The sequence below is a fragment of the Photobacterium ganghwense genome (assembly GCF_003025595.1).
Classification (GTDB): domain Bacteria; phylum Pseudomonadota; class Gammaproteobacteria; order Enterobacterales; family Vibrionaceae; genus Photobacterium; species Photobacterium ganghwense.
In genome coordinates, this window is sequence record NZ_PYMI01000001.1 from 29969 (window position 1) to 51671 (window position 21703).

Genomic DNA, 21703 nt, shown 5'->3' on the forward strand with positions numbered 1-21703 from the left:
GGCAGGTCTCCCTGCCCTTTATAACGGTTAAAACATAACTGCTAAACCATCGCGGTTAAATCAGCGTTTAAAGCCGCTGGTTTACTGTTGCAGCGCTTTTTGAACTTTCTCGTACAAATCTTTTGCCAGATTTTCCAGCTTAGCCAGTTTCTCAAGCTCAGCGCGCATCAGTGACTGGCGGGCTTCGTCATACTGACGATACTTTAGGAACGGCTCAATCAGACGAGAGGCGACCTGCGGGTTGCTGGTATTCAGCGTTGTCAGGATTTCAGTCAGGAACTGATAGCCTGAACCGTCTTTCGCATGGAAACGAACTGGGTTATTGGCACAGAAGCTGGCAACCAGACTACGGGTACGGTTCGGGTTTTTCAGATCAAACGCCGGATGCTTCATGGTTTCACGCACATTCTCCAGCGCATTCTCCGCCGGGTTCTTACCTTGCAGAATGAACCACTTGTCCATTACCAGACCATCGTGCGTCCATTTATCACTGAAATCAGTCATCTGAGCTTCGCGACAAGGAAGTTCCGCGTCATTCGCGACAGCCATCGCGGCCATGGTGTCAGTCATGTTATCAGACACCTGGTATTGCTTGCTGACCAGCTGATTACCTTGCCCAGTATGACCCAGATAAGCCAGACAGGTATTCCGCAATGCACGTTTGGCCATCGCGTCATGCTCAATGGTGTAAGCCCCCTGATTCAGGGCATGGTAGATCGCAGTAAACTCATCTTCCATTGCCTTCGCAAAAGCAACTTCCAGCTCTCCAACAACCTGGTGGATCGCATCCACATCCACCGTTTTGTACCAACCGGCAATTTCGTTTTCGTTTGGCAGTGTCAGGACTTCAGCGATGAAAGCAGGATCCAGCTTCTCATCCAGCAGCACGCCACGGAAGGCATCAATCACGGCTTCAGGCAGTTCAAACGCCTCACCCTGGCGAACGCGCTCTACATTGCGCTTAATGTACTTCGCCAATAGCATCTGACCCGCATCCCAACGTGCAAATTCGTTACGAGCATGCACCATCAGGAAAATCAGCTCGTCGTCGCTGTAATCGTATTCCAGGATCACCGGAGCAGAGAACTCACGCAGCATAGAGATCACAGGTTGCTCGTCGATGTTTTCGAACTCAAACACCTGCTCGGCTTCAGTCACATTCAGCACATGATGCATGGCTTCACCGTTACATTGTAACGGAAGAACATCACCCTGGCGGTTATACAGCTCAATATCAAATGGAATATGAAGCGGCAACTTCTCTTCCTGCTCAGGTGTTGGTGCAGTGTGTTGTTTAACAGTGACACGGTAACGCTTAACATCCGCCAGATACTCAGTATCAACCGTCACAACCGGTGTACCGGCCTGGCTGTACCAACGACGGAAACGCTCAAGGCTGATGCCCGATGCGTCTTCCATCGCCTGAACGAAATCGTCACAGGTTGCCGCAGTGCCGTCATGGCGCTCAAAGTACAGCTTCATGCCAGCCTGGAAGTTTTCTTCGCCCAGCAATGTGTGCATCATACGAATAACTTCGCTGCCCTTCTCATAGACGGTCAGGGTGTAGAAGTTATTCATTTCGATCACTTTGTCCGGACGGATCGGATGAGACATCGGGCCACGGTCTTCCGCAAATTGCGGGCCACGCATAATACGAACGTTGTTGATACGGTTAACCGGACGAGAACCCAGATCAGAGGAGAATTCCTGATCACGGAAAACCGTCAGGCCTTCTTTCAGGCTCAGCTGGAACCAGTCACGGCAAGTCACACGGTTACCGGTCCAGTTGTGGAAATACTCGTGACCAATGACCGACTCAATACCCTGATAATCGGTGTCCGTCGCAGTATTCGGGTTAGCCAGTACATATTTAGAGTTAAAGATGTTCAGGCCCTTGTTCTCCATGGCGCCCATGTTGAAGAAATCAACAGCAACGATCATGTAGATATCCAGGTCATATTCCAGACCGAAACGCTCTTCATCCCACTTCATGGAGTTGATAAGCGAAGTCATGGCATATTCCGCACGATCCAGGTTGCCTTTGTCGACAAAGATTTCCAGATCAACCACACGACCGCTTTTCGTCGTGTACTTATCACGCAGTACGTCAAAATCACCGGCAACCAGTGCGAACAGATAGCTTGGTTTCGGGAACGGATCCTGCCACTGAACCCAGTGACGACCATTATCCAGATCACCGCTGTCAACACGGTTACCATTACTCATCAGGTACGGATACTGGGCCTTGTCGGCAATCACTTTTGTGGTGTAACGCGCCAGTACATCCGGGCGATCCAGATAGTAAGTGATATTGCGGAAGCCTTCAGCTTCACATTGCGTACAGAAGGCACCGCCTGATTTGTACAGACCTTCCAGCAGCGTATTTGCTTCAGGGTTGATTTCTGTTTCGATCAACAGTTCAAACTCAGCAGGCACATTATAGACAGACAGTTTGCCCTCGCCTTCAGCAAAGTCGCTCCAGGCTACACCGTTAATTTCAATGCGCACCAATTTCAGGTGGTCGCCATCCAACTCCAGCGTCGTTGCGGTGTCTTTCTGACGGATAACCTTGCTGACCGCCAGTACTTTCGTGGCAGTGTCATACAGGTCAAATTCCAGGGAGATATCGGTGATGGTAAAGTCAGGAGACTGGTAGTCAGAACGGTATTTTGCCGTAGGCTGAGTCATCGTAGGTTGTTCGGCCATGTAAATTCCTTATTTCTATCCGCACAATTACCATAAAGGCAGAGCGAGAAGTCGCTGGCGGTTGTTTCCATTATTCTGTCTTTAACTGCGACAGACAAGAGCCACTGCCAGAATCGCTCTGAAGTTCAACACCAGATATGACAAGTGGTGAATATTCATGCAATGCAGGCAGACTTCAAACTAGTTATTCAGCTAAATGACAGGGCATCATTTTTACTATAATTAGTTTTATAAAAGATAATGGTTACCCAAAATCTTTCTCGCAGCAAGATCCTCGCATAAACATAGTGTTAACACTATGACACCAATTACCATAAAAAGTGCTTGGTAGGCTTGTCGTTGATGGCTTTTCAGCGTATGGTACTCGCCCTAAAAATTTCAACTATCTGAAACATTTTGAGGCAATCTCGGCTCAAAATAAGGTAAAATCCTCGGATTGCAAAAAACGACCAAACTAGTTATGAATCAATTAGGACACATTGGGATTATCGACTCCCTGCTTGATACCGATGCATATAAATTACATATGCAGCAAGCAATTTTTCATCAATACCCAGATATTGAGGCGGTCGCAGAGTTTCATTGCCGGAGCGAGGAAGACCTTCGTCCTTATTGCCAAGAGATTCAGGATCACATCAACCGTCTTGCCGGCCTGTCATTCACCGGTGAAGAGATTGCGTACCTGTCGACACTCAGCTTCTTTAAAGAAGACTACCTTGAGTATCTCAAGTCATTTCAGCTTAAGAGTGAGCAGGTACATATCGATGCAACCGGCGATCAGCTTGCTATCACGATCACCGGTAAGTGGCTGGATATCATTCTGTGGGAAGTCCCGCTACTGGCTATCATTTGCGAAATTCGCTGCAAACACCTCTACCCTGATGCCAGTTCAGACGACGCCCTTGCACAGCTGAAAGGAAAACTTGACCAGTTTTACCACCGTGCATCCGAGGAAGGTATTGATCTTGACGCCTTTGCACTGGTCGATTTCGGCACTCGTCGCCGCTTCTCTAAAGATGTGCATCACCATGTTGTGGATTATCTGAAAACAAACGTGGCTGAATTTAAAGGCACCTCAAACTATCACCTGGCGCGTACACGTGGTTTGACACCTGTAGGCACACAAGCGCATGAGTGGTTCCAAGCGCATCAGCAACTGTCCGGTGAACTGGCGGATTCCCAGCAACTGGCTCTGAATCGCTGGCTACAGGAGTACCCGGACTCACTGGGTATCGCCCTGACGGACTGCATCAATATGGATGCTTTCTTGCGTGATTTCGATCTGCGCTTGTCTGAGCGTTTTATTGGCTTACGCCATGACAGCGGTGACCCGATTGCCTGGGGTGAAAAGGCCATTGCTCACTATGAAGCACTGGGCATTGATCCGAAAACCAAGTCTCTGGTGTTCTCAGACAGCCTGACTCTGGACAAAGCACTGACAATTTACAAACACTTTGCACATCGCATCAATATCAGCTTTGGTATTGGTACACAGTTGACCTGCGACTTACCCGGTGTGAAAACGCTGAACATCGTGCTGAAACTGACCGAGTGTGAAGGCCGCCCTGTGGCGAAAATTTCTGACGAACCCGGCAAAAGCATCTGCCGCGACGAAGATTATCTTTCCCAGCTGCGTCAGGCTTTCAAGATTGTTGGATGATGATACAGCACCGAGCGTTATTGACTGAGGCAAAGAACTAATTACCTCTGACCGCCAATTTACGTTCAATGCTCTTCCAAAAAAATAAAAAAGGCTTGTGAAAACAAGCCTTTTTTACATCGCTATTTCACCCTAACCTTGCGTCTTTTGTTGCTTGATTCGTGTTGCTTGATTCGTATTGCTTGGTTCGGTGACCGATCAGCCAGCCACTCACCACTGTCCTCTCATAACCAATCTTTCATATGGACAACAACGCGATCAAGAAACCGTTATTCACGTTGCATGATAGCTTCCATCCCGAACAGCTTGTTAGTCAGAGTCAGGGTGTTACTGCCTAACCGGAATTGACTGTCGTGCTGGCCGTCTTCAAAAATCAGCACGATTTGATCATCTTCGATGTAGTAAATTCCGCGATGTTCGATTTTCTTGCCATTTTTGCCAGACACTTCTGCTGAAAACAAAAAGTCAGGACGAAGCGATAATGATAACTGAGTGACAGCATCTCCCACATCCTGGCCGCTGATGCGCGATGAACGCCAGTTGCCCGCCAGATGTTCAGGAGCCAGTTTTGTGAATCGCGCACCATCTAATAAAAACTGGTTGTAGCTCAGCATGTAAGTATGCTGTTGCTCAGGCTGGCCGCGACTGCGAAAGGTTACTGTTGATTCATCAATGTCGTAAATGCCGCTCCATTCTTCAACATTTCCGTCTACCTGCAACAGACGAATCACATAATGGTAGTCTGATTTAAACTTGATGTTCATTGCACGATAGCTGCTCCCTTCGCTTTCTACGCCCTCTTCCGTGTTGCTAAACCAGTACCAGTCACCAAGCAGCAACGGGTAATCAAATTCTGTCAGGTCAGCCTTTGCCTGCGCGGTGCCAGTCAAGGAAGCCAATAACATTGATACTGCCACTAACAATGATCTCACCATAGCGATTCCCTCGTGCAGAGTAAAACGGCCAGAATTTTGACATCTACCTTTTAACCCTAGCCTTCATTGCCAGGAATGGATGAGAAATATGATTAATATCACGGTTATTAGGCAAGGCGTCTCAGCTATGAGACATGGTTTTAAAATAAAAATCGGACAAGAAAGTCTGATAAATCAAATAGAAAAGCGGCACCCTAAGGTACCGCTTTCGAAGGTTATACAGAATCTGTATGCCGTTTAGCTCTGTACGCTGACAAGATCAGCGGTTACAGCAAGGGCTTCGTCCAGATACGCATCCGGCGCTTCGTAGTCTTTCGGCACATCATCCAGTTTGGCAAACGGCTGCTTGCCAAGTGCTTTCTGACGCTCGTTCAGACGAGTCAGACGCTCAGTATCTTCTTTATTCTGCTCCGCAATACGCTTCTTCTCGTTCAAAGAGATGGTGTTAATGTCCTTCTCTTCTTTATAACGATCGATGTCTTCCTGAATAAAGCCGAACTCCATATCCTTGTCGATACGTTTTTCGTGCTTGGTTTTCAGTGAAGGCAGAATCGGCGAAAAGTTATACATCTTCGAGTATTGCGCCGCTTTGATGCTGTCCCACGGAAGTGCGTTATCTTCGACGCTTTCACCGGTTTCAGACGGATCTACCGCCGTCGGGAATGGCACATCCGGAACAACACCCAGATTTTGTGTACTACCGCCGTTGATACGGTAGAACTTCTGAATGGTGTACTGAACGTGACCCAGCGGTTTATCAAACAGATCATAGATATGGTTCAGCGAACGGTGTTGCTGCACCGTACCCTTACCAAATGACTGCTCACCCAGAATGACCGCTCGTCCGTAGTCCTGCATCGCAGCTGCAAAAATCTCGGATGCTGACGCACTGTAGCGGTTAATCAGCACCGTCAGAGGACCATCGTAGTAAACACGATCATCTGAATCACCGTTGACTTTAACCCGGCCATAGCTGTCACGCACCTGTACAACCGGTCCGCTGTTCATGAACAACCCGGTCAGTGCCGTCGCTTCCGTCAGTGCACCGCCCCCGTTGTTACGCAGGTCGATCATCACCGCATCCACTTGCTCATCGCTAAGCTTCGCCAGCTCTTTCTTGGTATCTTCTGCCAAACCCACATAGAAGCTTGGGATTTCAATCACCCCAATCTTACGGCCGTGCGAGATTTTCACCTCTGACTTGGCTGCACGGTCTTCCAGACGGATTTTGTCACGGACAATTGTGACATCGTAACTTTTGGCATTGTTACCTTCAGGCAGGATCTCAAGCTTAACCTTGCTACCTTTAGGGCCTTTGATCAACTGCACAACATCATCAAGACGCCAGCCAATCACGTCCACCATGTCTTTGCCGTCCTGCGCCACGCCGATAATGCGATCACCGGCGGCCAGTTTCTTCGAGGCTGAAGCCGGACCACCAGCCACCAGCGAACGAATCACGGTGTAATCATCGACGACTTGCAGAACCGCCCCAATCCCTTCCAGAGACAGATTCATTTCTGACTGGAATTGTTCGGCGTTACGAGGAGACAAATAACTGGTATGCGGATCGACCTGACGCGCAAAAGCGTTCATGTAGATCTGGAATACGTCTTCACTGTGACTCTGAGTCAACCGCTTCAGCGCATTGTTGTAGCGCTTCTCAAGCGTTTCTTTGATATCAGGCCACTCTTTACCGGTCAGTTTCAGGTTCAGCGCGTCGTATTTAACGCGTTTGCGCCAAATCTCATTCAGTTCATTACGGTCTTTCGCCCAGTCCAGCTTGGAACGGTCGATCACCATGTCTTCATCGATATCAAATTTGATCTCACGATCAAGCTGATTCAATGCAAACTGGTATCGGTCATAACGACGCTTGAGCAGCGTATTGAACATATCAAAGGCAGCAGAGGTTTCGCCCCGTTTCAACTGATCATCGAGTTGGGTTTTCCACTTTTCAAACTGCTTGATATCTGAAGCGGTAAGGAAGCTTTTGTTGAAATCCAGCATTTCGAGATAACGATCAAACATGCCGGCAGAAAAGTTATCATCAAGTGAGAATTGCTTGTAGTGAGAACGAGTAAAGCGAGAAGCAACCCGCTTACTGGCAGTCGCATGCTGCTTTTCGGGTTCTAACTGAGGAATGTCACTTAATGAGTATTTGGCCTCAAGGGCCTGAGCTGAAGCTGCCAGCATCATGCCGGCAGCAATCAGTGAGAAACGGTATCGACATTTCATGCGTCGAACATTCTCCTTTATGAACGAAGGTGCTCCGCTTTCACTACCATGGTCAGACCATTTGATAGTCGCACTCGCACGTCGTCCTTACTAATTTCAACGATAGTCGCCGGCATGTTTCCGTTGCCCATGTTCACACTAACGTCTTTGCCGACAACAACTTCATCAGCAGCCAGTGCACGGGTCGTTTCTGCAGGCTTTTTATTTAGCTTAGTCGTTTTTTGCTTGGTGTTCTTTGGTTTAGCAGTTTTGGCGCGAATTTTTTTCGCTTTAGCTTCACCGTCTTTCTCACCCGCTGCCGCTTTCGCTTCAGCTTGTGCTTTACGACGTTCACGAACCTTGGCTTTGCTTTCTTCAAGTGCCTTTTGCGCGTGCTCAACATGTTCTTGTTCTAGCACACCGCACTCGTTGCCATCAAGGTCTACACGACTTACGCCTGCTTTCACACCGTGAAGATAACGCCAGGAAGAAGTGTATTGACGAAGCGCTGTACGCAGCTGAGTCTTGCTTACCTTCGGGTCATCACTAAGGCGCTCAGCCAGATCCTGGAAGATACCAATCTTCAGAGGCTTGGCTTCACCTTCAACAGTAAAACATTTCGGGAAACGCTCAGCAATATAGGCAATCACTTCTTTACTGTTCGTTAGCTTTTCAGAGTTTTCCATGGACTTTCCTGACACATGCGAGTCTTCCCCGCAGTTAGTACATAAATCAAAAAGAAATTGTTCCGCTATTATAATTACCTAACGCCGAAAAACCACCGAAAGCATCTAATTAGAGTCTTTTTTGTAGTTCTTCCAACATATATACCAAACCGTCTTCATCGGATTGGCTAAATCTTGATAATTTTGGACTATCAATATCCAATACACCGTATAGCTCACCATTCACATGAAGTGGAATGACAATTTCGGAATTGCTGGCTGCGTCACAAGCAATGTGGCCTTCAAACTGATGAACATCTTCAACACGCTGCACTTTGTCTTCCGCAATCGCAGTACCGCAAACACCACGGCCAACAGGAATACGTACACATGCCGGTTTACCCTGGAACGGCCCCAGAACAAGTTGATCCTCTTTCAGAATATAGAAACCTACCCAGTTAATATCTTCTAACTCCATCGCCAGCAGCGCACTAATATTAGACATATTAGCGATCAAATCAGGTTCACCTTCAACCAGCGCGACGGCTTGCTTCGTTAGTGTGTCGTAAAACCTCGTTACATTTTCCATGGCTTACTCCTTATATAGCCGTTAAAATGACACCAATATTAGTAATAGGAATCATTATCATTGTGAAAGAAAATTCGAAACAAATGATTAACTGGTCTTGGCTGATAAAGCAAGCAAAACATCATAAATCAAGACTGGTTGCTGCAAACGTTATCGCTCTTGCTGCGACTCTGATCAGTGTCCCTATTCCGCTATTGATGCCATTGATGGTGGATGAAATTTTATTGGGTAAGCCCGCCGACGGTATCCGCTTTCTGAACCTGTTTCTTCCTGAGTCCTGGCAGCAACCCACCGCTTACATTTTACTGGTTCTGCTGTTTGTAGTGCTGATGCGCATTTCCAGCCAGGCGCTGAACATTTTACAAAGCCGTCAGTTCACCCTCGTAGCGAAAGATATTACCTATAAAATGCGCCGCCACCTGATCGACAAATTGGGTCGCATCAGTATGCGTCAGTACGAAGAACGCGGCAGTGGTGGGATCACCTCTCACCTGGTAACCGATGTGGAGACCATCGACAAGTTTGTAGGTGATACTCTGAGCCGCTTCCTGATTGGTTTACTGACCGTCATCGGCACAGCCATTATTCTGCTGTGGCTCAACTGGCAATTGGGGCTGTTTATTCTGCTGGTTAACCCCCTTGTTGTTTATGCCTCTAAGCTGATGGGCAACCGCGTAAAAACGCTGAAGAAACAAGAAAATCAGTCCTTTGAGCGTTTCCAGCAGCGGCTGGTTGAAACCCTTGACGGTATTTATCAGCTTCGTGCTGCAAACCGCGAACGTGATTTTCTGGCTCAATTGAAAAGCAGCGCCAATGACATTCGCCGCGATGCCGATAAATATGCCTGGCAATCTGAAGCCGCCGGGCGTATTTCCTTCCTTTTATTCCTGGTCGGTTTTGAACTGTTCCGGGCAATGGCAATGATCATGGTGCTGTTCACCGATTTGACCGTGGGTCAGATGTTCGCCGTGTTTGGTTACCTCTGGTTTATGCTTGGGCCGGTTCAGGAACTGCTGGGCATTCAGTTTGCCTGGTACAGTGCATCCGCAGCGATGCAACGCCTGAATGGCCTGCTGTCTATAGAAGAAGAACATCGTCCGGTGCAGAAAGTCTCACCGTTTAATCGTGACAAACTGGTGGATATCGACGTCCGGAATCTACGTTTTTCATACGATGAAGATAAAGAAGTACTGCGAGGGCTGAACCTGACTATCCCTGCCGGCAAACGTGTTGCTCTGGTGGGCTCTTCCGGTGGTGGCAAGTCGACGCTGATTCAGCTGTTACTCGGTATCTACCAGAAAGACGGTGGCGAGATTCTGGTGAACGGCCATCCGATCGAAGATGTCAGCTACGAAGCCCTGCGTGACAGGATGGCAGTGGTCTTACAACATCCTGTTCTCTTTAATGATACGATGCGCCACAACCTGACTCTGGGTGGTGAGTATAGTGACGAGCAGTTGTGGCAAGCTCTGAAAATTGCCCAAATGACCGACGTAACCCAGCGCCTGACCGAAGGGCTGGATACGATCATTGGCCGTCAGGGCATCAAGCTTTCCGGCGGGCAACGCCAGCGATTGGCTATCGCACGTATGATTCTGACCGATCCTGAGTTTGTGATTCTGGATGAAGCGACTTCTGCCCTGGACACCGCGACGGAAGCGGCACTGCACACAGCACTGAATCAGTTTTTGGCGGGTCGCACGACGCTGATTGTGGCGCACCGTTTATCTGCCGTTAAACAAGCCGATGTAATCTATGTGCTGGAAGATGGTCAGGTCAGTCAAAGTGGTACCCACTATGAACTGGTCAACCGGGAAGGGCTGTATCAGACCCTGTATGGCAGCGTTCAGTCTGCTGAGCCGGTAAATTCTGAGTCACCGGCCACACTCTCAGTAGCCAGAGCTAACTTAAAATAATAATATAGCGTTCATTTTTAAGGGCTTAGTCCATTATTGTTTTACCAGTACTGATAAATCGAATGATGGGCAGGCCCTTTTTGATAAAAATTGCCCAAGCCTTAACCAAATTTTGGGATTGTTAAAGGATTAAACCCTCATGACAACAGCGAGACGATGTCCCGGTTGCGACCTGCCCGTTATGCCGCAAGTTGCCCGACACGGACAAAGCGCTTACTGCCCGCGATGCCAGACCCGGCTTTATCGCGGCAGTACTGTTCGCTTTACCGGCGAACTCGCTATTGCCTGCGCCTGCCTGATACTGTTCATTCCGGCGCATTTTTTTCCGTTGATCACCATTCGTCTGTTCGGGGTTATGATTCCGGCAACACTGCCATCCGGCACCCTGACGTTGGCCAGTGATTTTCCGGCGGTTGCTTTACTGATCCTGTTTTGCAGCTCGATTGCCCCATTTCTGGTCAGCACTGCGGTTATTACTGCCCAGCTTGGCCTGAAGTTTCGCAAGTTCGGCTTATTCCATCGCTCACTGTGGATTCTGGAACATCTCAAGCACTGGGCCATGTTCGATGTCTTTCTGGTCAGCCTGGGCGTCTCCTGCTTTAAAGTGCAGGATTATGCCGATATTTTTGTCGGCCCTGGTTTGTACTCTCTTGTGCTCCTCCAGTTACTGATGGGGATATTACTGGCGCGTCTAAGCGTCAATCGCTACTGGGAAGCCTGGCAGCCTGAGACCGACCATAAGCAAACCGAGTTTTCGTTACATTGTCACAGCTGTCATATGACACAGGGCGACCACAGCCATTGTGTGCGCTGTGGTGAATCTCTTTACAAACGTATGCCCCATTCCATCCAGAAAACCTGGGCATATTTACTGGCCGCTACCGTCTTTATTTTTCCGGCCAACCTGTATCCGATTTCAATCTTCCTCAATAACGGTAAACGTGTTGAAGACACCATTTTTTCGGGAGTCGCGACACTGGTAAAAACCGACATGGTGGGCATCGCCATCATCATTTTTGTTGCCAGTATCGTGGTACCTGTCGCCAAGATCCTTGGGCTAGGATTCATTCTGCTGACCATCCAGTTCAAGCGCAAAGTTAACCATCTGCAACGAATGAAGCTCTACCGCTTTATTCAGTGGATTGGGAAATGGTCGATGATGGACTTGTTTGTTATCTCGATCATGGTGACGCTGATTGACCGCGACCAACTCCTGGATTTCACGCCCGGCCCGGGGGCAATTGCCTTTGGTGTCGTAGTGGTGCTAACCATGCTTGCCGCTGAAAGCTTAGATTCTCGTCTGATATGGGACAACTATGAACAACGGACTCAACAACCAACAACCCGAACCGGTCAACATCAAGCGTGATCGGGGCATCTCGCCGCTGTGGATATTACCGTTACTGGCATTAATGCTGGCCGGATGGCTGATCTATCAGGCGGTCAACGACGCCGGTGAGCGCATTCGTATTCACTTCAACGATGCCGCCGGTCTGGTCGCCGGGCGCACGACGATCCGCTATCAGGGGCTTGAAGTGGGTATCGTCCGGGATGTTAACCTATCTGATGACCTGCAAAGCATTTATGTTGAGGCCGATATTTATCCTGAAGCCGTTCAGACCCTCAAAGAAGGCACCCGTTTCTGGCTGGTGAAACCCAAAGCGTCGATAACCGGTATTTCGGGGCTCGATGCACTGGTTTCCGGTAACTACATTGCCCTTCAGCCGGGTCAGGGAAAATTCGCCAATGAGTTTAGCGCGCTGGACAGCCAACCGGCAGATACCCCGGTAGGCGAAGGACTGAAAATCCAATTACGCGCCCCTAGCCTCGGTGCACTGACTATTGGTTCCCAGGTACTGTACAAACAGATCCCGGTTGGTGAAGTGTTCAACTATACCCTGAGCAAAGACCGCAAGCGCGTGGTCATCGATGTGCTGATCAAACCGGCCTATGCGAGTCTGGTCACAAATAAAAGCCGGTTCTGGAATGTCAGCGGTATGAGCGCGAACATCGACTTTAATGGTGTCGATATTCAGTTTGAAAGCCTGTCAGCCATGCTCAGCGGCGCAATCGCATTTGACTCGCCTGACGAAGGACTGGCCATTGAGGCTAATCACCTTTTCCGTCTCTACCCGGATCTCAACACTGCCGGTCGTGGTATTGCGATCAGCGTGGCTCTGCCTGAAGACAACAACATCAGTGCCAGTGGCGCACCGATTGTTTACCGTGGACTGAAGATTGGACAGATCTCAGATGTTCGTCTTGACCACGACCGCAAGAAAATCATTGCTCAGGCGGCGATTGACCCAAGCATGAGCGATCTACTGACCACTGGTTCAAAAATGCTGCTGGAAGAAGCTGAGCTTTCTCTTAACGGAGTAAAAAACATCAGCAACCTGATCCGTGGCAATTACCTGACGCTGATTCCCGGCGCCGGTGAAAGTACCCGAAAATTCGTTGCTATCAGCCAGGATGAACTGCAGGAGCAGCAACCGGGCGTGGCCACCTTCTCACTCTACGCTGAAGACAGCTATGGGATTAAGCGCGGCACCAAGATCCGCCACCGCGGCCTGGAAGTGGGTCGGGTGAAATCTGCCCGTCTGCAAGGTGATCGCGTACGTTTTGACGTGATTATCATGCCGGAATACACCGCACTGGTTCGCTCCGGCAGCCGCTTTTACATTGACGGCGGTATTCAGGCTAACCTGAGCACTCGCGGGCTGGACGTGAACATCCCGCCAGCCGATCAGCTCATTAATCAGAGCATTTCGTTTACCACCAGCGGGAGCCATAAAATTCAGTCAACGTACCCGCTTTACCGCAGTAAGCAACTGGCAACGCTGGCCGCAGAGAAAGCACAAGGATTCTCCAGCTTTACCCTGTTTGCCGAAGAGCTGCCGCCTGTTACGGAAGGTTCCCCGGTGTTGTACCGCAACATGCCAGTGGGTGAAGTGCAAAACTACGCCCTCACCCGTGACGGCGTCACCATTGGTGTTCGTATCAGTAACAGTTACCGGCATTTGATCACGCCTGACACCGTATTCTGGAATCGATCCGGCGTCGAAGTTGAAGCCGGATTATCAGGAGTGAAGCTAAAAGCCGCCCCTATTGCTGCTCTTGTTCAGGGTGGGATTGCCTTTGACAATATCAGCGGTGTGGCGAACCGGGTCGGCAACCGATACAAGCTGTACAGCAGCCTGCAGGATGCGCAGGATTTCGGCCTGCTGATTACCCTGACAGCCGACGATGCCAGAAATATCACGACCAACACCGATATTCGTTATCAGGGGGTCAATGTCGGTAAAGTGATTGAAACCCACCCGGATTTCAACACCGGCAAAGTGCTGATTAACGCCCGCCTGTTCCCGCAGTATGCGAAAACACTGGCGAAGAAAGACAGTTACTTCTGGGTTGTGACGCCAAAAATCAGTCTGAGCGGCACCAAAAACCTCGACTCTTTGCTGAGCAATTACATTTCGGTTGCCCCGGGTACCGGTTATTACGCCCAAGACTTTACCTTAGGTACATCGGAGCGCATCAATTCCGGGCTGACAGTAATTCTGGAAAGCGAAAAACGCAATTCAGTCTCTGTCGGAACCCCATTGCTATACCGTGATGTTCAGGTGGGCCAGGTGGTGGATGTTGCATTGGGCGATCTAGCAGACCGCGTGATCATTAAGGCCCATGTGGAGCCTGACTTCGATCATCTGGTACGCACCAATACCGTGTTCTGGAATGTCTCCGGTCTGGATGTGACAATCGGGTTGACCGGCGCATCCGTGCAGAGCGGTACCGTCGACAGCCTGATTAGAGGTGGCATCGCCTTTGCCACTCCGGAAGCGCAACCGCTGTTGCCGCGCGCCAAAGGTGATACCCACTATCTGCTGCATGACATTGCCAAACCGGAATGGCACACATGGCGAACTGCAATACCAAGACATTAAGTCCTTGGCATCTGTTCACATTTTATTGAAAAGGAGCGCACAGGCGCTCCTTTCTTTTACGACAAGCACCACAAGTGGTAGACTCTGCGGCCATTGCCAGATAACTGAGATTCCCATCTTGCATCCTAATATTTTTATCCCGGACGCTTTCATCGAACAAATTCGCCAGATCATGCCTGAGCACCTCAGCATGGATGAATTTATCGCTATCTGTAAAACCCCGCTTCGCCGCAGCATTCGAGTCAACACACTGAAAATCAGTGTCGACGATTTTCTAGCCCGCATAGCCGATAAAGACTGGACCCTGACGCCGGTTCCATGGTGTGACACCGGCTTCTGGATTGAACGCGAAGATGAAAACACCGTCTCACTGGGTAACACAGCCGAACACATGGCTGGCCTGTTCTATATTCAGGAAGCCAGTTCCATGATGCCGGTTGTCGCATTGCTCAAAGACAACGACCGTCTGGACTGCGTGCTGGACATGGCGTCTGCTCCAGGTTCAAAAACCACCCAAATTGCCTGTGCGATGCAAAATCGTGGCGCATTAGTGGCCAACGAACTGGCAGCCAGCCGTATTAAAGTGCTCCATTCCAACCTGCAGCGTTGCGGGGTTCATAATGCGGCGCTGACCCATTTTGACGGTTGTGTATTTGGTGGCTGGGCACCTGAAGCGTTTGACTCCATCCTGCTTGATGCTCCTTGCTCCGGTGAAGGAGCCATTCGCAAAGATGATGATGCAATGGAAAACTGGAGCCCGGAGCACGTAGAAGAAATCGCGGCCATTCAGCGCGATTTAATCATCAGTGGTTTTCAGGCGCTGAAACCGGGGGGCGTAATGGTCTATTCCACCTGCACCCTGAACCTGAGTGAGAATCAAAAAGTCTGTCACTTCCTGAAAGACACCTTCGGTGAAGCGGTGGAATTTGAATCACTGGCTGGACTGTTCGACGGTGCCGACAAAGCACTGACGGAAGAAGGCTTCCTGCATGTTTACCCACAAATTTATGACAGCGAAGGTTTCTTTGTTGCCCGTATTCGGAAGTTGGCTTCTGTCGAATCTCCGGAAGTGAAAAAACGCAAAGGCAAATTCCCGTTCAGCCAGGCCAGCCGCAAAGAGGCAGACGAGATTGCCAACCAGTTCAGGCTGGATTTGGATCTGTCGATTCCTGAGGACAGCGAAATCTGGCTAAGGGATAAAGAAGTCTGGCTGTTCCCAGCCAAACTGCATGCTCTTCTGAGTGAGATCCGTTTTCAACGTATCGGTATCAGGCTGGCAGAGACCCATAAGAAAGGCTATCGTTGGCAACATGAAGCCGTGATGACACTGGCTAGAGGCAATGAAAGCACCGCTGTGGCGCTTAATGCTGAGCAAGCCAAAGAGTGGTTCATGGGACGCGATATTCGCCCGGATATGCCTGCCGGCAAAGGCGAGGTTATTGTCACCTATCGCGACTACCCGATTGGCATCGGTAAATGGGTCAGCAACCGAATTAAAAATGGCCTACCGCGCGAGCTGGTGCGTGATACGAACTTATTTGAGATCTGATGTTCATTGCTGACACATAAAAATGCATGTTGTCACTGGCGGGTATACAGACAGTCAACAGAATCTGGCTATTAGGCTGAAATATTTGTTAACTATCAGAGTTGAATGACATTCTAAGCAGTGATACTGGCAAATTATACTGCTTGAACTACCATTGATAGTGTAATTGATCTCCATTTACTAACCAGTTAGCGCAAGGCTCTCACGAGCCATTCCCCTAAGCCCGAAACAGGAGTCGTTTCGGGCTATTTTTTACCTTGTCAGCCGCCCCCTAGCTATTCAGTTTTTTCCACCTCGTATCTGAAATCACATTAAAACGCTGTCTTGAAAACAAAATCCGCTGGGCCATCCGCCAAAAAATTAATTGAAAATCAGATAGCTACATGGATTGATTTGTAATTCAATTTTTTTGAACAAGTCGCGCGATTTTTTCCGCTATCATCCTCTGCGCCTGACTCTTATAGTTCTCATCAAGCACTACTGATTGAGATATTAAGGAATAACATCATGGCAAACGTACTCGTACTGAAATCAAGCATCCTGGGTGACTACTCACAATCAAACGGCCTGATTGATCACCTGGTTGATTCGTTACAAGGCAGCAGCATTGTAGAGCGTGATCTGGCCTCTAACCCACTGCCGGTACTGGATGGCGAGATTGCCTTTGGCCTGCGTGGCGGTGAAGAGCTGAGCCAGAAGCAGCAAGATGCATTGGCGCTGTCAGATACACTGATTGAAGAAATTAAAGCCAGCGACACCATTGTTATTGGTGCGCCAATGTATAACTTCTCTATCCCTACCCAGCTGAAAAACTGGTTTGATTTGATTGCACGCGCCGGTGTGACATTCAGCTACACTGAGAATGGACCAGTTGGTCTACTGACCGGCAAAAAAGTGATTGTGGTTACCACTCGTGGTGGTATGCACAAAGGCGGCGCAACGGATGTCATGGTGCCTTACCTGAAAACATTCCTGGGCTTTGTGGGCCTGACTGATGTTGACGTCGTGTACAGCGAAGCACTGAACATGGGTGAAGAATTGGCTGCCGAAGGCATCAAACAAGCCAAAGCAGAGCTGGATAAACTGACCGCGTAAATACGCAACACTTATCCCTCGCTATCCACCATTTTTCTATTAGGCTGAGCGTTCCATTTGCCATCGCCTTACCCGACCAGCTACCTAGCCAACATCATTCGGGTAAGGCTTTTTTCTTCCTCACTCGCAACTTTTCATTAACGCTCTACAACTTCTTCCGAAATCGTTTAAGGTCTTTCCCAATCACTAAACAAACGGAGAGCCCCATTCATGCTTTCAACCAATCCGTTTTCAGGTACTGACGCTGATCGTACCGCCATTTGGAATATGCTGGTACAGCGGGATATACAAGCTTACTGCCAGGCCAACTGGCAACTGGTAGAAAAGGACTTTTTGGCCAACGAATTCTTTGCCGTCAATGCCGGTAATCAAGCAGATCCCGGCAAATGGAACCTCGCGTTTTCAAGTCTGGAACATTACCGGGACGAATGGCTGCGTCAGGCTAAACTGGCATCAGACACTGAGTATGCTGAACCGCTGGAGGACGCTGTCCATGCTGCTACCCGGCTTGAAGAAATTGAAATTGCGGATGGCAGGGCGATTGCTCGGAAGCAGTTTAACGGCGAGATTAAGAAAACCAATGGTGAGGTAGACATTTTACTGTGGCAAACCCTGTACTATCTGAAGAAAACAGAAGACGGCTGGAAAATCTGTGGCTTTACCGGCTACCTGCCATATACGGCCTAACCACCCGCTGATTCATTGAAACAAAAAACCCGGCAACGGCCGGGTTTATTTAAGCGTTAAAGCAAGTCTCTACACGTGTATAAAAACAAGCCTCAAATTAGCGCCAGGCTTACACGTTGTGAGTGGCCAGATCAGCTTTCTTCAGCTCTTTAATGCTCTTGCTGACTTCACGGCGCTCTTTCGACAGCTCTGCACTGATGATGATGTGGTCATCCACACGATCTTCGTAATCCGCTTTCATGTTTTCGATGATTTCAACAATCTGATCGTGGGTCATGTCTGACTTGATGTAGTCCATCAGGTTTTCAAGAAGCTCAACACGCTTACGGTTGTCGCGAATTTTACGATCGTTATCCAGGATCTCGCGTTTCAGCTTGTTCTTACGGCGAGTTTGGCGAACTAGCTCTAGGATAGTGTTCATTGTTTGTCCTTATATGAATCTACAAAACCCAACTGACCCCGTTATAGCAGAAACCGCAGATGTTACTCAAGTCACATTTTAGCCAATCAGGCTGAATTTGCCCTATCTTTGATTTTTCTCAGAATTCATTAACAAATTTAATAATACCGTCTGATATCAAGTTTTTATGAAAAGGCTGTCTCTATATACAGTCTCAGGCATGGACTGTTTAACAATCTTGTATTTCCTCACTTTTATCCTGTGAATTTAAGCACAATTTTCTCAGAATTAGATTTGCATTTAGGCCGGGTATGCCTAGGCTTGAAGAGACCAGTAATGTTTGGCAGTGACGCAACACCGTTAAGAATCGCTTCATCTTGCAATACTTTCAGAAGTACAGAAGAGCAAAGGGATTCATCAGTTGTTTTCAAGGTTAAATAGTATTGGCATGTATGCAGATGTAAGTTATTCAGGAGTCACCATGTCTAAAGCAACAGGTACCGTTAAGTGGTTCAATGAAGAAAAAGGGTTTGGTTTTATCACGCAAGACAACGGCGGTGCCGATGTGTTTGTTCATTTCCGCGCCATTACTGGTGATGGATTTAAAACTCTTGCAGAAGGCCAGAAAGTCAGCTTCGATACTGAACAAGGGCCAAAAGGCTTGCAAGCGGCAAATGTAGAAAAGATTTAATATTTTGTTCATTTCTGTCGATTTTAAAAAGGGCAAATGATGCCCTTTTTTACTTTATAGCTACTTTTCAGCACAAAAATTCATTTTTATTTTCTTTTTCACTATCTTAACCTACAACCGACCTCACATTTTTCCCCTAAATCGTTATACTTTCAAAGTATTTGCTTGCCACACACTTCCGGCTGTGGCCTAATATTCCTCGGCCTGTAATGCAGTCCTATTTATGTTACAAAGTGAAATAGAAACTTCGTTCCACCGCTTTACACAGCGTCGTCCTGAAGCATTCAACGTTCTTTTGTCCATAAGTAATTCATTATGCTGGCTTAAGTGCGCAATCTAGCGTGACATCTATATTATTTTCAGGAGACACATCATGTCTAAAGCAACTGGTATCGTTAAGTGGTTCAACGACGAGAAAGGTTTTGGTTTCATCACTCAAGACAACGGTGCTGACGTTTTCGTTCACTTCCGTGCTATCACTGGTGAAGGCTTCAAATCTCTGGCTGAAGGCCAAAAAGTAGCATTCGACGTTGAGCAAGGCCAGAAAGGTCCTCAAGCTGCTAACGTAGAAAAAATCTAATTTTAGTTAGATTAAAGAATTTTTAAAGGGCGTTTTTAACGCCCTTTTTTATTTTCCGATTACCCTCGCCGCTTTCTTCTTTTCTTACCCGTTTCTTTTTCACATTCCGGGCAATCTTCATTATTCTCCCACCCTCGGTGAAATACGTCTTCTTGGCGTTTTTTAGCTTTTACTGTCTACCCTTCTCACTCCAATACCCGGGCTGACGGCAAGCGACTCTGCAAACCGTTATCAGCAAGTGGCCCACAAGTGCAACTACACGCAATTAAATGACAAGCACATAAAAACCACTCAAACAGTAACTTTTGATTTTCCAACCACCTGTCAGCGGCATAAATGTGATCCCACGCAATCTGCCACCTGGGGACATTTTTCTATAGTCAGCACGCAAACTGTTAATCAACACTTTAGGATGATCCCACAATGAAACTGACTTCAAACACACCGCTGGCAGCAGGTTTGCTGTTTACGTTAGCCACTCTGTCCGGACAAGCACAGGCCGAGATTAAAGAAATTACTCTGCTCCACACTAACGACATTGAAAGCGTGTATGAGCCTGTTGACGCCTTCTGGAATGATAATATTGAACGCATTGGCGGAATCCCTTACCTCGCCAGCCTGATTAAACAGGTACAGGCAAAGGAGCCAACCAGCTTTCTGATGGATGCCGGTGATATTTTTACTGGCTCTCTTGCCAAAAAAACGCAGGGTAAACTCTCTTTTGACCTGTACAATGCCATGGGGTACGACGTCATCACATTGGGCAATCACGAATTTGAGTACGGTTGGGAGACCCTGCGCGATACCATGCCGAGAGCCAGCTACCCTGTGTTGAATGCCAATATTGTGTATGAAAACGGTGATGTACCATTTGCCCAGCCCTACACTATTTTAGAGCGCGACGGCGTACGCATTGGCGTTATCGGCGTCATGGGTGTTGATGCATTCTACAACACCATGTGGAAAGGCAACCGTAAAGGGCTCACCATTAAAGACCCGACAGAAACGGTACAATACTGGGCCGATAAAATTCGTGATGATGTGGACATGATTGTTGTGCTGACTCACCAGAACAAAACAGCCCCCATGCAGACGGATAAAGAAGCCGATGATGAAGTTCAGCGCGGCTTTGACGAAGACTACGCAATGGCAGGCAAACTTAAAGGCGTGGATGTGATTTTCGGCGGTCATTCTGATCACGGCCTGTGGCAGCCTGTTGTCCACCCTGACACGGGCACCGTCATCGGTCTCACGTTTGGCCAGGGCAAATACTTGGGCTACACCAAGTTCTCCGTTGACACAGATAAACACGATGTGAAGCTGCTCGAAGGCAAACTGATTCCGGTTGAATCGAACAAGCTGCCACGCGATCAAAAAACAGGGGCTCTCATTGACCACGCCCGGGCAGCATACCCGCAATTGGCGCAGGAGATCGCCACCATTGACGCAACGGCATATCGCCGTTATTACCGTGAATCCAATATCGGTAACCTTATCGCAGACATTATGAAGGATGCCGGTCAGGCAGATATTGCGATGATCAGCTCTGGTAGCATCCGGGCCGATCTGAACAAAGGGCCGGTGACCATGGAAAAAGTCATGGATGTGTTCCCGTTTACCGACAAGCTGTCAGTGGTTTCCATCAACGGTGTCCAACTGAAAGAACTTATGGAGTACAGTTACACACTGCCGTACGGTCTGGCACAGTTTGCCGGTATTCAGTCAACCTATGACAGTACTCGCCCTGAAGGAAAACGCCTGATCTCGCTGAAAGTTAATGGTGAACCAGTTAAAACAGATAAGATGTACCGGGTCGCGACATACTCTTATGCTGCCAGCGGCGGAGATGGTTACCACATGTTTGCCAAAGGTCAGCTAGAGTCAGAAGGTAAGTCGGTAACTCAGGTACTGATTGATGGATTCAAACAGCGTCAAAAACTGAACGTACCTGAGATTGGCCGCCAGACAGATGTTAGCCGTGAGCTAGCGGCTGCCGGCCAGTAAGTCCTGTTGAGCCCATGCAGACCATGGGCTCAATACATTCTCCCCAGCCATGTCATCAAACAAGT

General features: G+C 48.5%; 16 protein-coding genes. 10 read left to right on the plus strand and 6 right to left on the minus strand.

Going from position 1 to position 21703, the window contains the following annotated elements:
• Nucleotides 1–81: 81 nt before the first annotated feature.
• Nucleotides 82–2706 carry an aminopeptidase N gene (gene pepN, locus C9I92_RS00145; protein WP_084712661.1) on the minus strand — a complete coding sequence of 875 codons (2625 nt, stop codon included), beginning with the start codon at nt 2704–2706 and terminating at the stop codon, nt 82–84.
• Nucleotides 2707–3166: 460 nt separating this feature from the next.
• On the opposite strand from pepN, the gene pncB reads away from it, so the two are divergent.
• Nucleotides 3167–4366: a nicotinate phosphoribosyltransferase gene (gene pncB / locus C9I92_RS00150; RefSeq protein WP_047886706.1), complete on the plus strand. Its 1200-nt coding sequence runs from the start codon at nt 3167–3169 to the stop codon at nt 4364–4366.
• A gap of 269 nt (nt 4367–4635) precedes the next feature.
• On the opposite strand, the gene C9I92_RS00155 is transcribed toward pncB, so the two are convergent.
• The 4 genes from C9I92_RS00155 to C9I92_RS00170 form a co-directional block, all read right to left on the minus strand.
• Nucleotides 4636–5301, minus strand: coding sequence for a lipocalin-like domain-containing protein (locus tag C9I92_RS00155; protein WP_047886705.1), 666 nt, complete (start codon nt 5299–5301; stop codon nt 4636–4638).
• A gap of 237 nt (nt 5302–5538) precedes the next feature.
• Nucleotides 5539–7539 (minus strand): carboxy terminal-processing peptidase, encoded by a 2001-nt coding sequence (gene prc, locus C9I92_RS00160; RefSeq protein ID WP_047886704.1) that lies wholly within the window; start codon nt 7537–7539, stop codon nt 5539–5541.
• A 17-nt stretch (nt 7540–7556) separates the two neighbouring features.
• Nucleotides 7557–8204 (minus strand): RNA chaperone ProQ, encoded by a 648-nt coding sequence (proQ, locus tag C9I92_RS00165; protein ID WP_047886703.1) that lies wholly within the window; start codon nt 8202–8204, stop codon nt 7557–7559.
• A 109-nt stretch (nt 8205–8313) separates the two neighbouring features.
• Entirely contained in the window at nt 8314–8772 is a 459-nt protein-coding gene (locus tag C9I92_RS00170) for a GAF domain-containing protein (protein WP_047886702.1), read from the minus strand.
• 83 nt (nt 8773–8855) lie between these two features.
• On the opposite strand from C9I92_RS00170, the gene C9I92_RS00175 reads away from it, so the two are divergent.
• From C9I92_RS00175 to C9I92_RS00200, 6 genes are all read left to right on the plus strand, one after another.
• Nucleotides 8856–10688, plus strand: coding sequence for an ABC transporter ATP-binding protein (locus C9I92_RS00175; RefSeq protein WP_047886739.1), 1833 nt, complete (start codon nt 8856–8858; stop codon nt 10686–10688).
• Between the two features lie 139 nt (nt 10689–10827).
• Entirely contained in the window at nt 10828–12057 is a 1230-nt protein-coding gene (locus tag C9I92_RS00180; RefSeq protein WP_047886701.1) for a paraquat-inducible protein A, read from the plus strand.
• Nucleotides 12005–14632: a PqiB family protein gene (locus tag C9I92_RS00185; protein WP_047886700.1), complete on the plus strand. Its 2628-nt coding sequence runs from the start codon at nt 12005–12007 to the stop codon at nt 14630–14632. Before C9I92_RS00180 ends, C9I92_RS00185 begins: the two co-directional genes overlap by 53 nt.
• Before the next feature lie 118 nt (nt 14633–14750).
• Nucleotides 14751–16181, plus strand: coding sequence for a 16S rRNA (cytosine(1407)-C(5))-methyltransferase RsmF (gene rsmF / locus C9I92_RS00190; RefSeq protein WP_047886699.1), 1431 nt, complete (start codon nt 14751–14753; stop codon nt 16179–16181).
• A 507-nt stretch (nt 16182–16688) separates the two neighbouring features.
• Nucleotides 16689–17276 (plus strand): FMN-dependent NADH-azoreductase, encoded by a 588-nt coding sequence (locus C9I92_RS00195; RefSeq protein WP_047886698.1) that lies wholly within the window; start codon nt 16689–16691, stop codon nt 17274–17276.
• Nucleotides 17277–17486: 210 nt separating this feature from the next.
• On the plus strand, nt 17487–17963 hold the full coding sequence (locus C9I92_RS00200) for a hypothetical protein (RefSeq protein ID WP_047886697.1): 477 nt from the start codon (nt 17487–17489) through the stop codon (nt 17961–17963).
• Nucleotides 17964–18072: 109 nt separating this feature from the next.
• On the opposite strand, the gene C9I92_RS00205 is transcribed toward C9I92_RS00200, so the two are convergent.
• Nucleotides 18073–18384 (minus strand): DUF496 family protein, encoded by a 312-nt coding sequence (locus tag C9I92_RS00205; RefSeq protein WP_047886696.1) that lies wholly within the window; start codon nt 18382–18384, stop codon nt 18073–18075.
• A 460-nt stretch (nt 18385–18844) separates the two neighbouring features.
• Between C9I92_RS00205 and cspE (C9I92_RS00210) the strand changes: the two genes are divergently transcribed.
• From cspE (C9I92_RS00210) to C9I92_RS00220, 3 genes are all read left to right on the plus strand, one after another.
• Complete coding sequence (gene cspE / locus C9I92_RS00210) at nt 18845–19054, plus strand: transcription antiterminator/RNA stability regulator CspE (RefSeq protein WP_047886695.1); 210 nt, start codon at nt 18845–18847, stop codon at nt 19052–19054.
• Nucleotides 19055–19427: 373 nt separating this feature from the next.
• Nucleotides 19428–19634 carry a transcription antiterminator/RNA stability regulator CspE gene (cspE, locus tag C9I92_RS00215; RefSeq protein ID WP_047886694.1) on the plus strand — a complete coding sequence of 69 codons (207 nt, stop codon included), beginning with the start codon at nt 19428–19430 and terminating at the stop codon, nt 19632–19634.
• Between the two features lie 423 nt (nt 19635–20057).
• The gene (locus C9I92_RS00220) at nt 20058–21638 is read left to right on the plus strand and encodes a bifunctional metallophosphatase/5'-nucleotidase (RefSeq protein ID WP_047886693.1); all 1581 of its coding nucleotides are present in this window, start codon (nt 20058–20060) and stop codon (nt 21636–21638) included.
• The last annotated feature ends 65 nt before the right edge of the window (nt 21639–21703 follow it).

What these genes read in the sequence shown, in the direction of transcription:
- pepN (WP_084712661.1), bottom strand. Translation starts at nt 2,706, where the DNA reads ATGGCCGAACAACCTACGATGACTCAGCCTACGGCAAAATACCGTTCT.
- pncB (WP_047886706.1), top strand. Translation starts at nt 3,167, where the DNA reads ATGAATCAATTAGGACACATTGGGATTATCGACTCCCTGCTTGATACC.
- C9I92_RS00155 (WP_047886705.1), bottom strand. Translation starts at nt 5,301, where the DNA reads ATGGTGAGATCATTGTTAGTGGCAGTATCAATGTTATTGGCTTCCTTG.
- prc (WP_047886704.1), bottom strand. Translation starts at nt 7,539, where the DNA reads ATGAAATGTCGATACCGTTTCTCACTGATTGCTGCCGGCATGATGCTG.
- proQ (WP_047886703.1), bottom strand. Translation starts at nt 8,204, where the DNA reads ATGGAAAACTCTGAAAAGCTAACGAACAGTAAAGAAGTGATTGCCTAT.
- C9I92_RS00170 (WP_047886702.1), bottom strand. Translation starts at nt 8,772, where the DNA reads ATGGAAAATGTAACGAGGTTTTACGACACACTAACGAAGCAAGCCGTC.
- C9I92_RS00175 (WP_047886739.1), top strand. Translation starts at nt 8,856, where the DNA reads ATGATTAACTGGTCTTGGCTGATAAAGCAAGCAAAACATCATAAATCA.
- C9I92_RS00180 (WP_047886701.1), top strand. Translation starts at nt 10,828, where the DNA reads ATGACAACAGCGAGACGATGTCCCGGTTGCGACCTGCCCGTTATGCCG.
- C9I92_RS00185 (WP_047886700.1), top strand. Translation starts at nt 12,005, where the DNA reads ATGAACAACGGACTCAACAACCAACAACCCGAACCGGTCAACATCAAG.
- C9I92_RS00195 (WP_047886698.1), top strand. Translation starts at nt 16,689, where the DNA reads ATGGCAAACGTACTCGTACTGAAATCAAGCATCCTGGGTGACTACTCA.
- C9I92_RS00200 (WP_047886697.1), top strand. Translation starts at nt 17,487, where the DNA reads ATGCTTTCAACCAATCCGTTTTCAGGTACTGACGCTGATCGTACCGCC.
- C9I92_RS00205 (WP_047886696.1), bottom strand. Translation starts at nt 18,384, where the DNA reads ATGAACACTATCCTAGAGCTAGTTCGCCAAACTCGCCGTAAGAACAAG.
- cspE (WP_047886695.1), top strand. Translation starts at nt 18,845, where the DNA reads ATGTCTAAAGCAACAGGTACCGTTAAGTGGTTCAATGAAGAAAAAGGG.
- cspE (WP_047886694.1), top strand. Translation starts at nt 19,428, where the DNA reads ATGTCTAAAGCAACTGGTATCGTTAAGTGGTTCAACGACGAGAAAGGT.
- C9I92_RS00220 (WP_047886693.1), top strand. Translation starts at nt 20,058, where the DNA reads ATGAAACTGACTTCAAACACACCGCTGGCAGCAGGTTTGCTGTTTACG.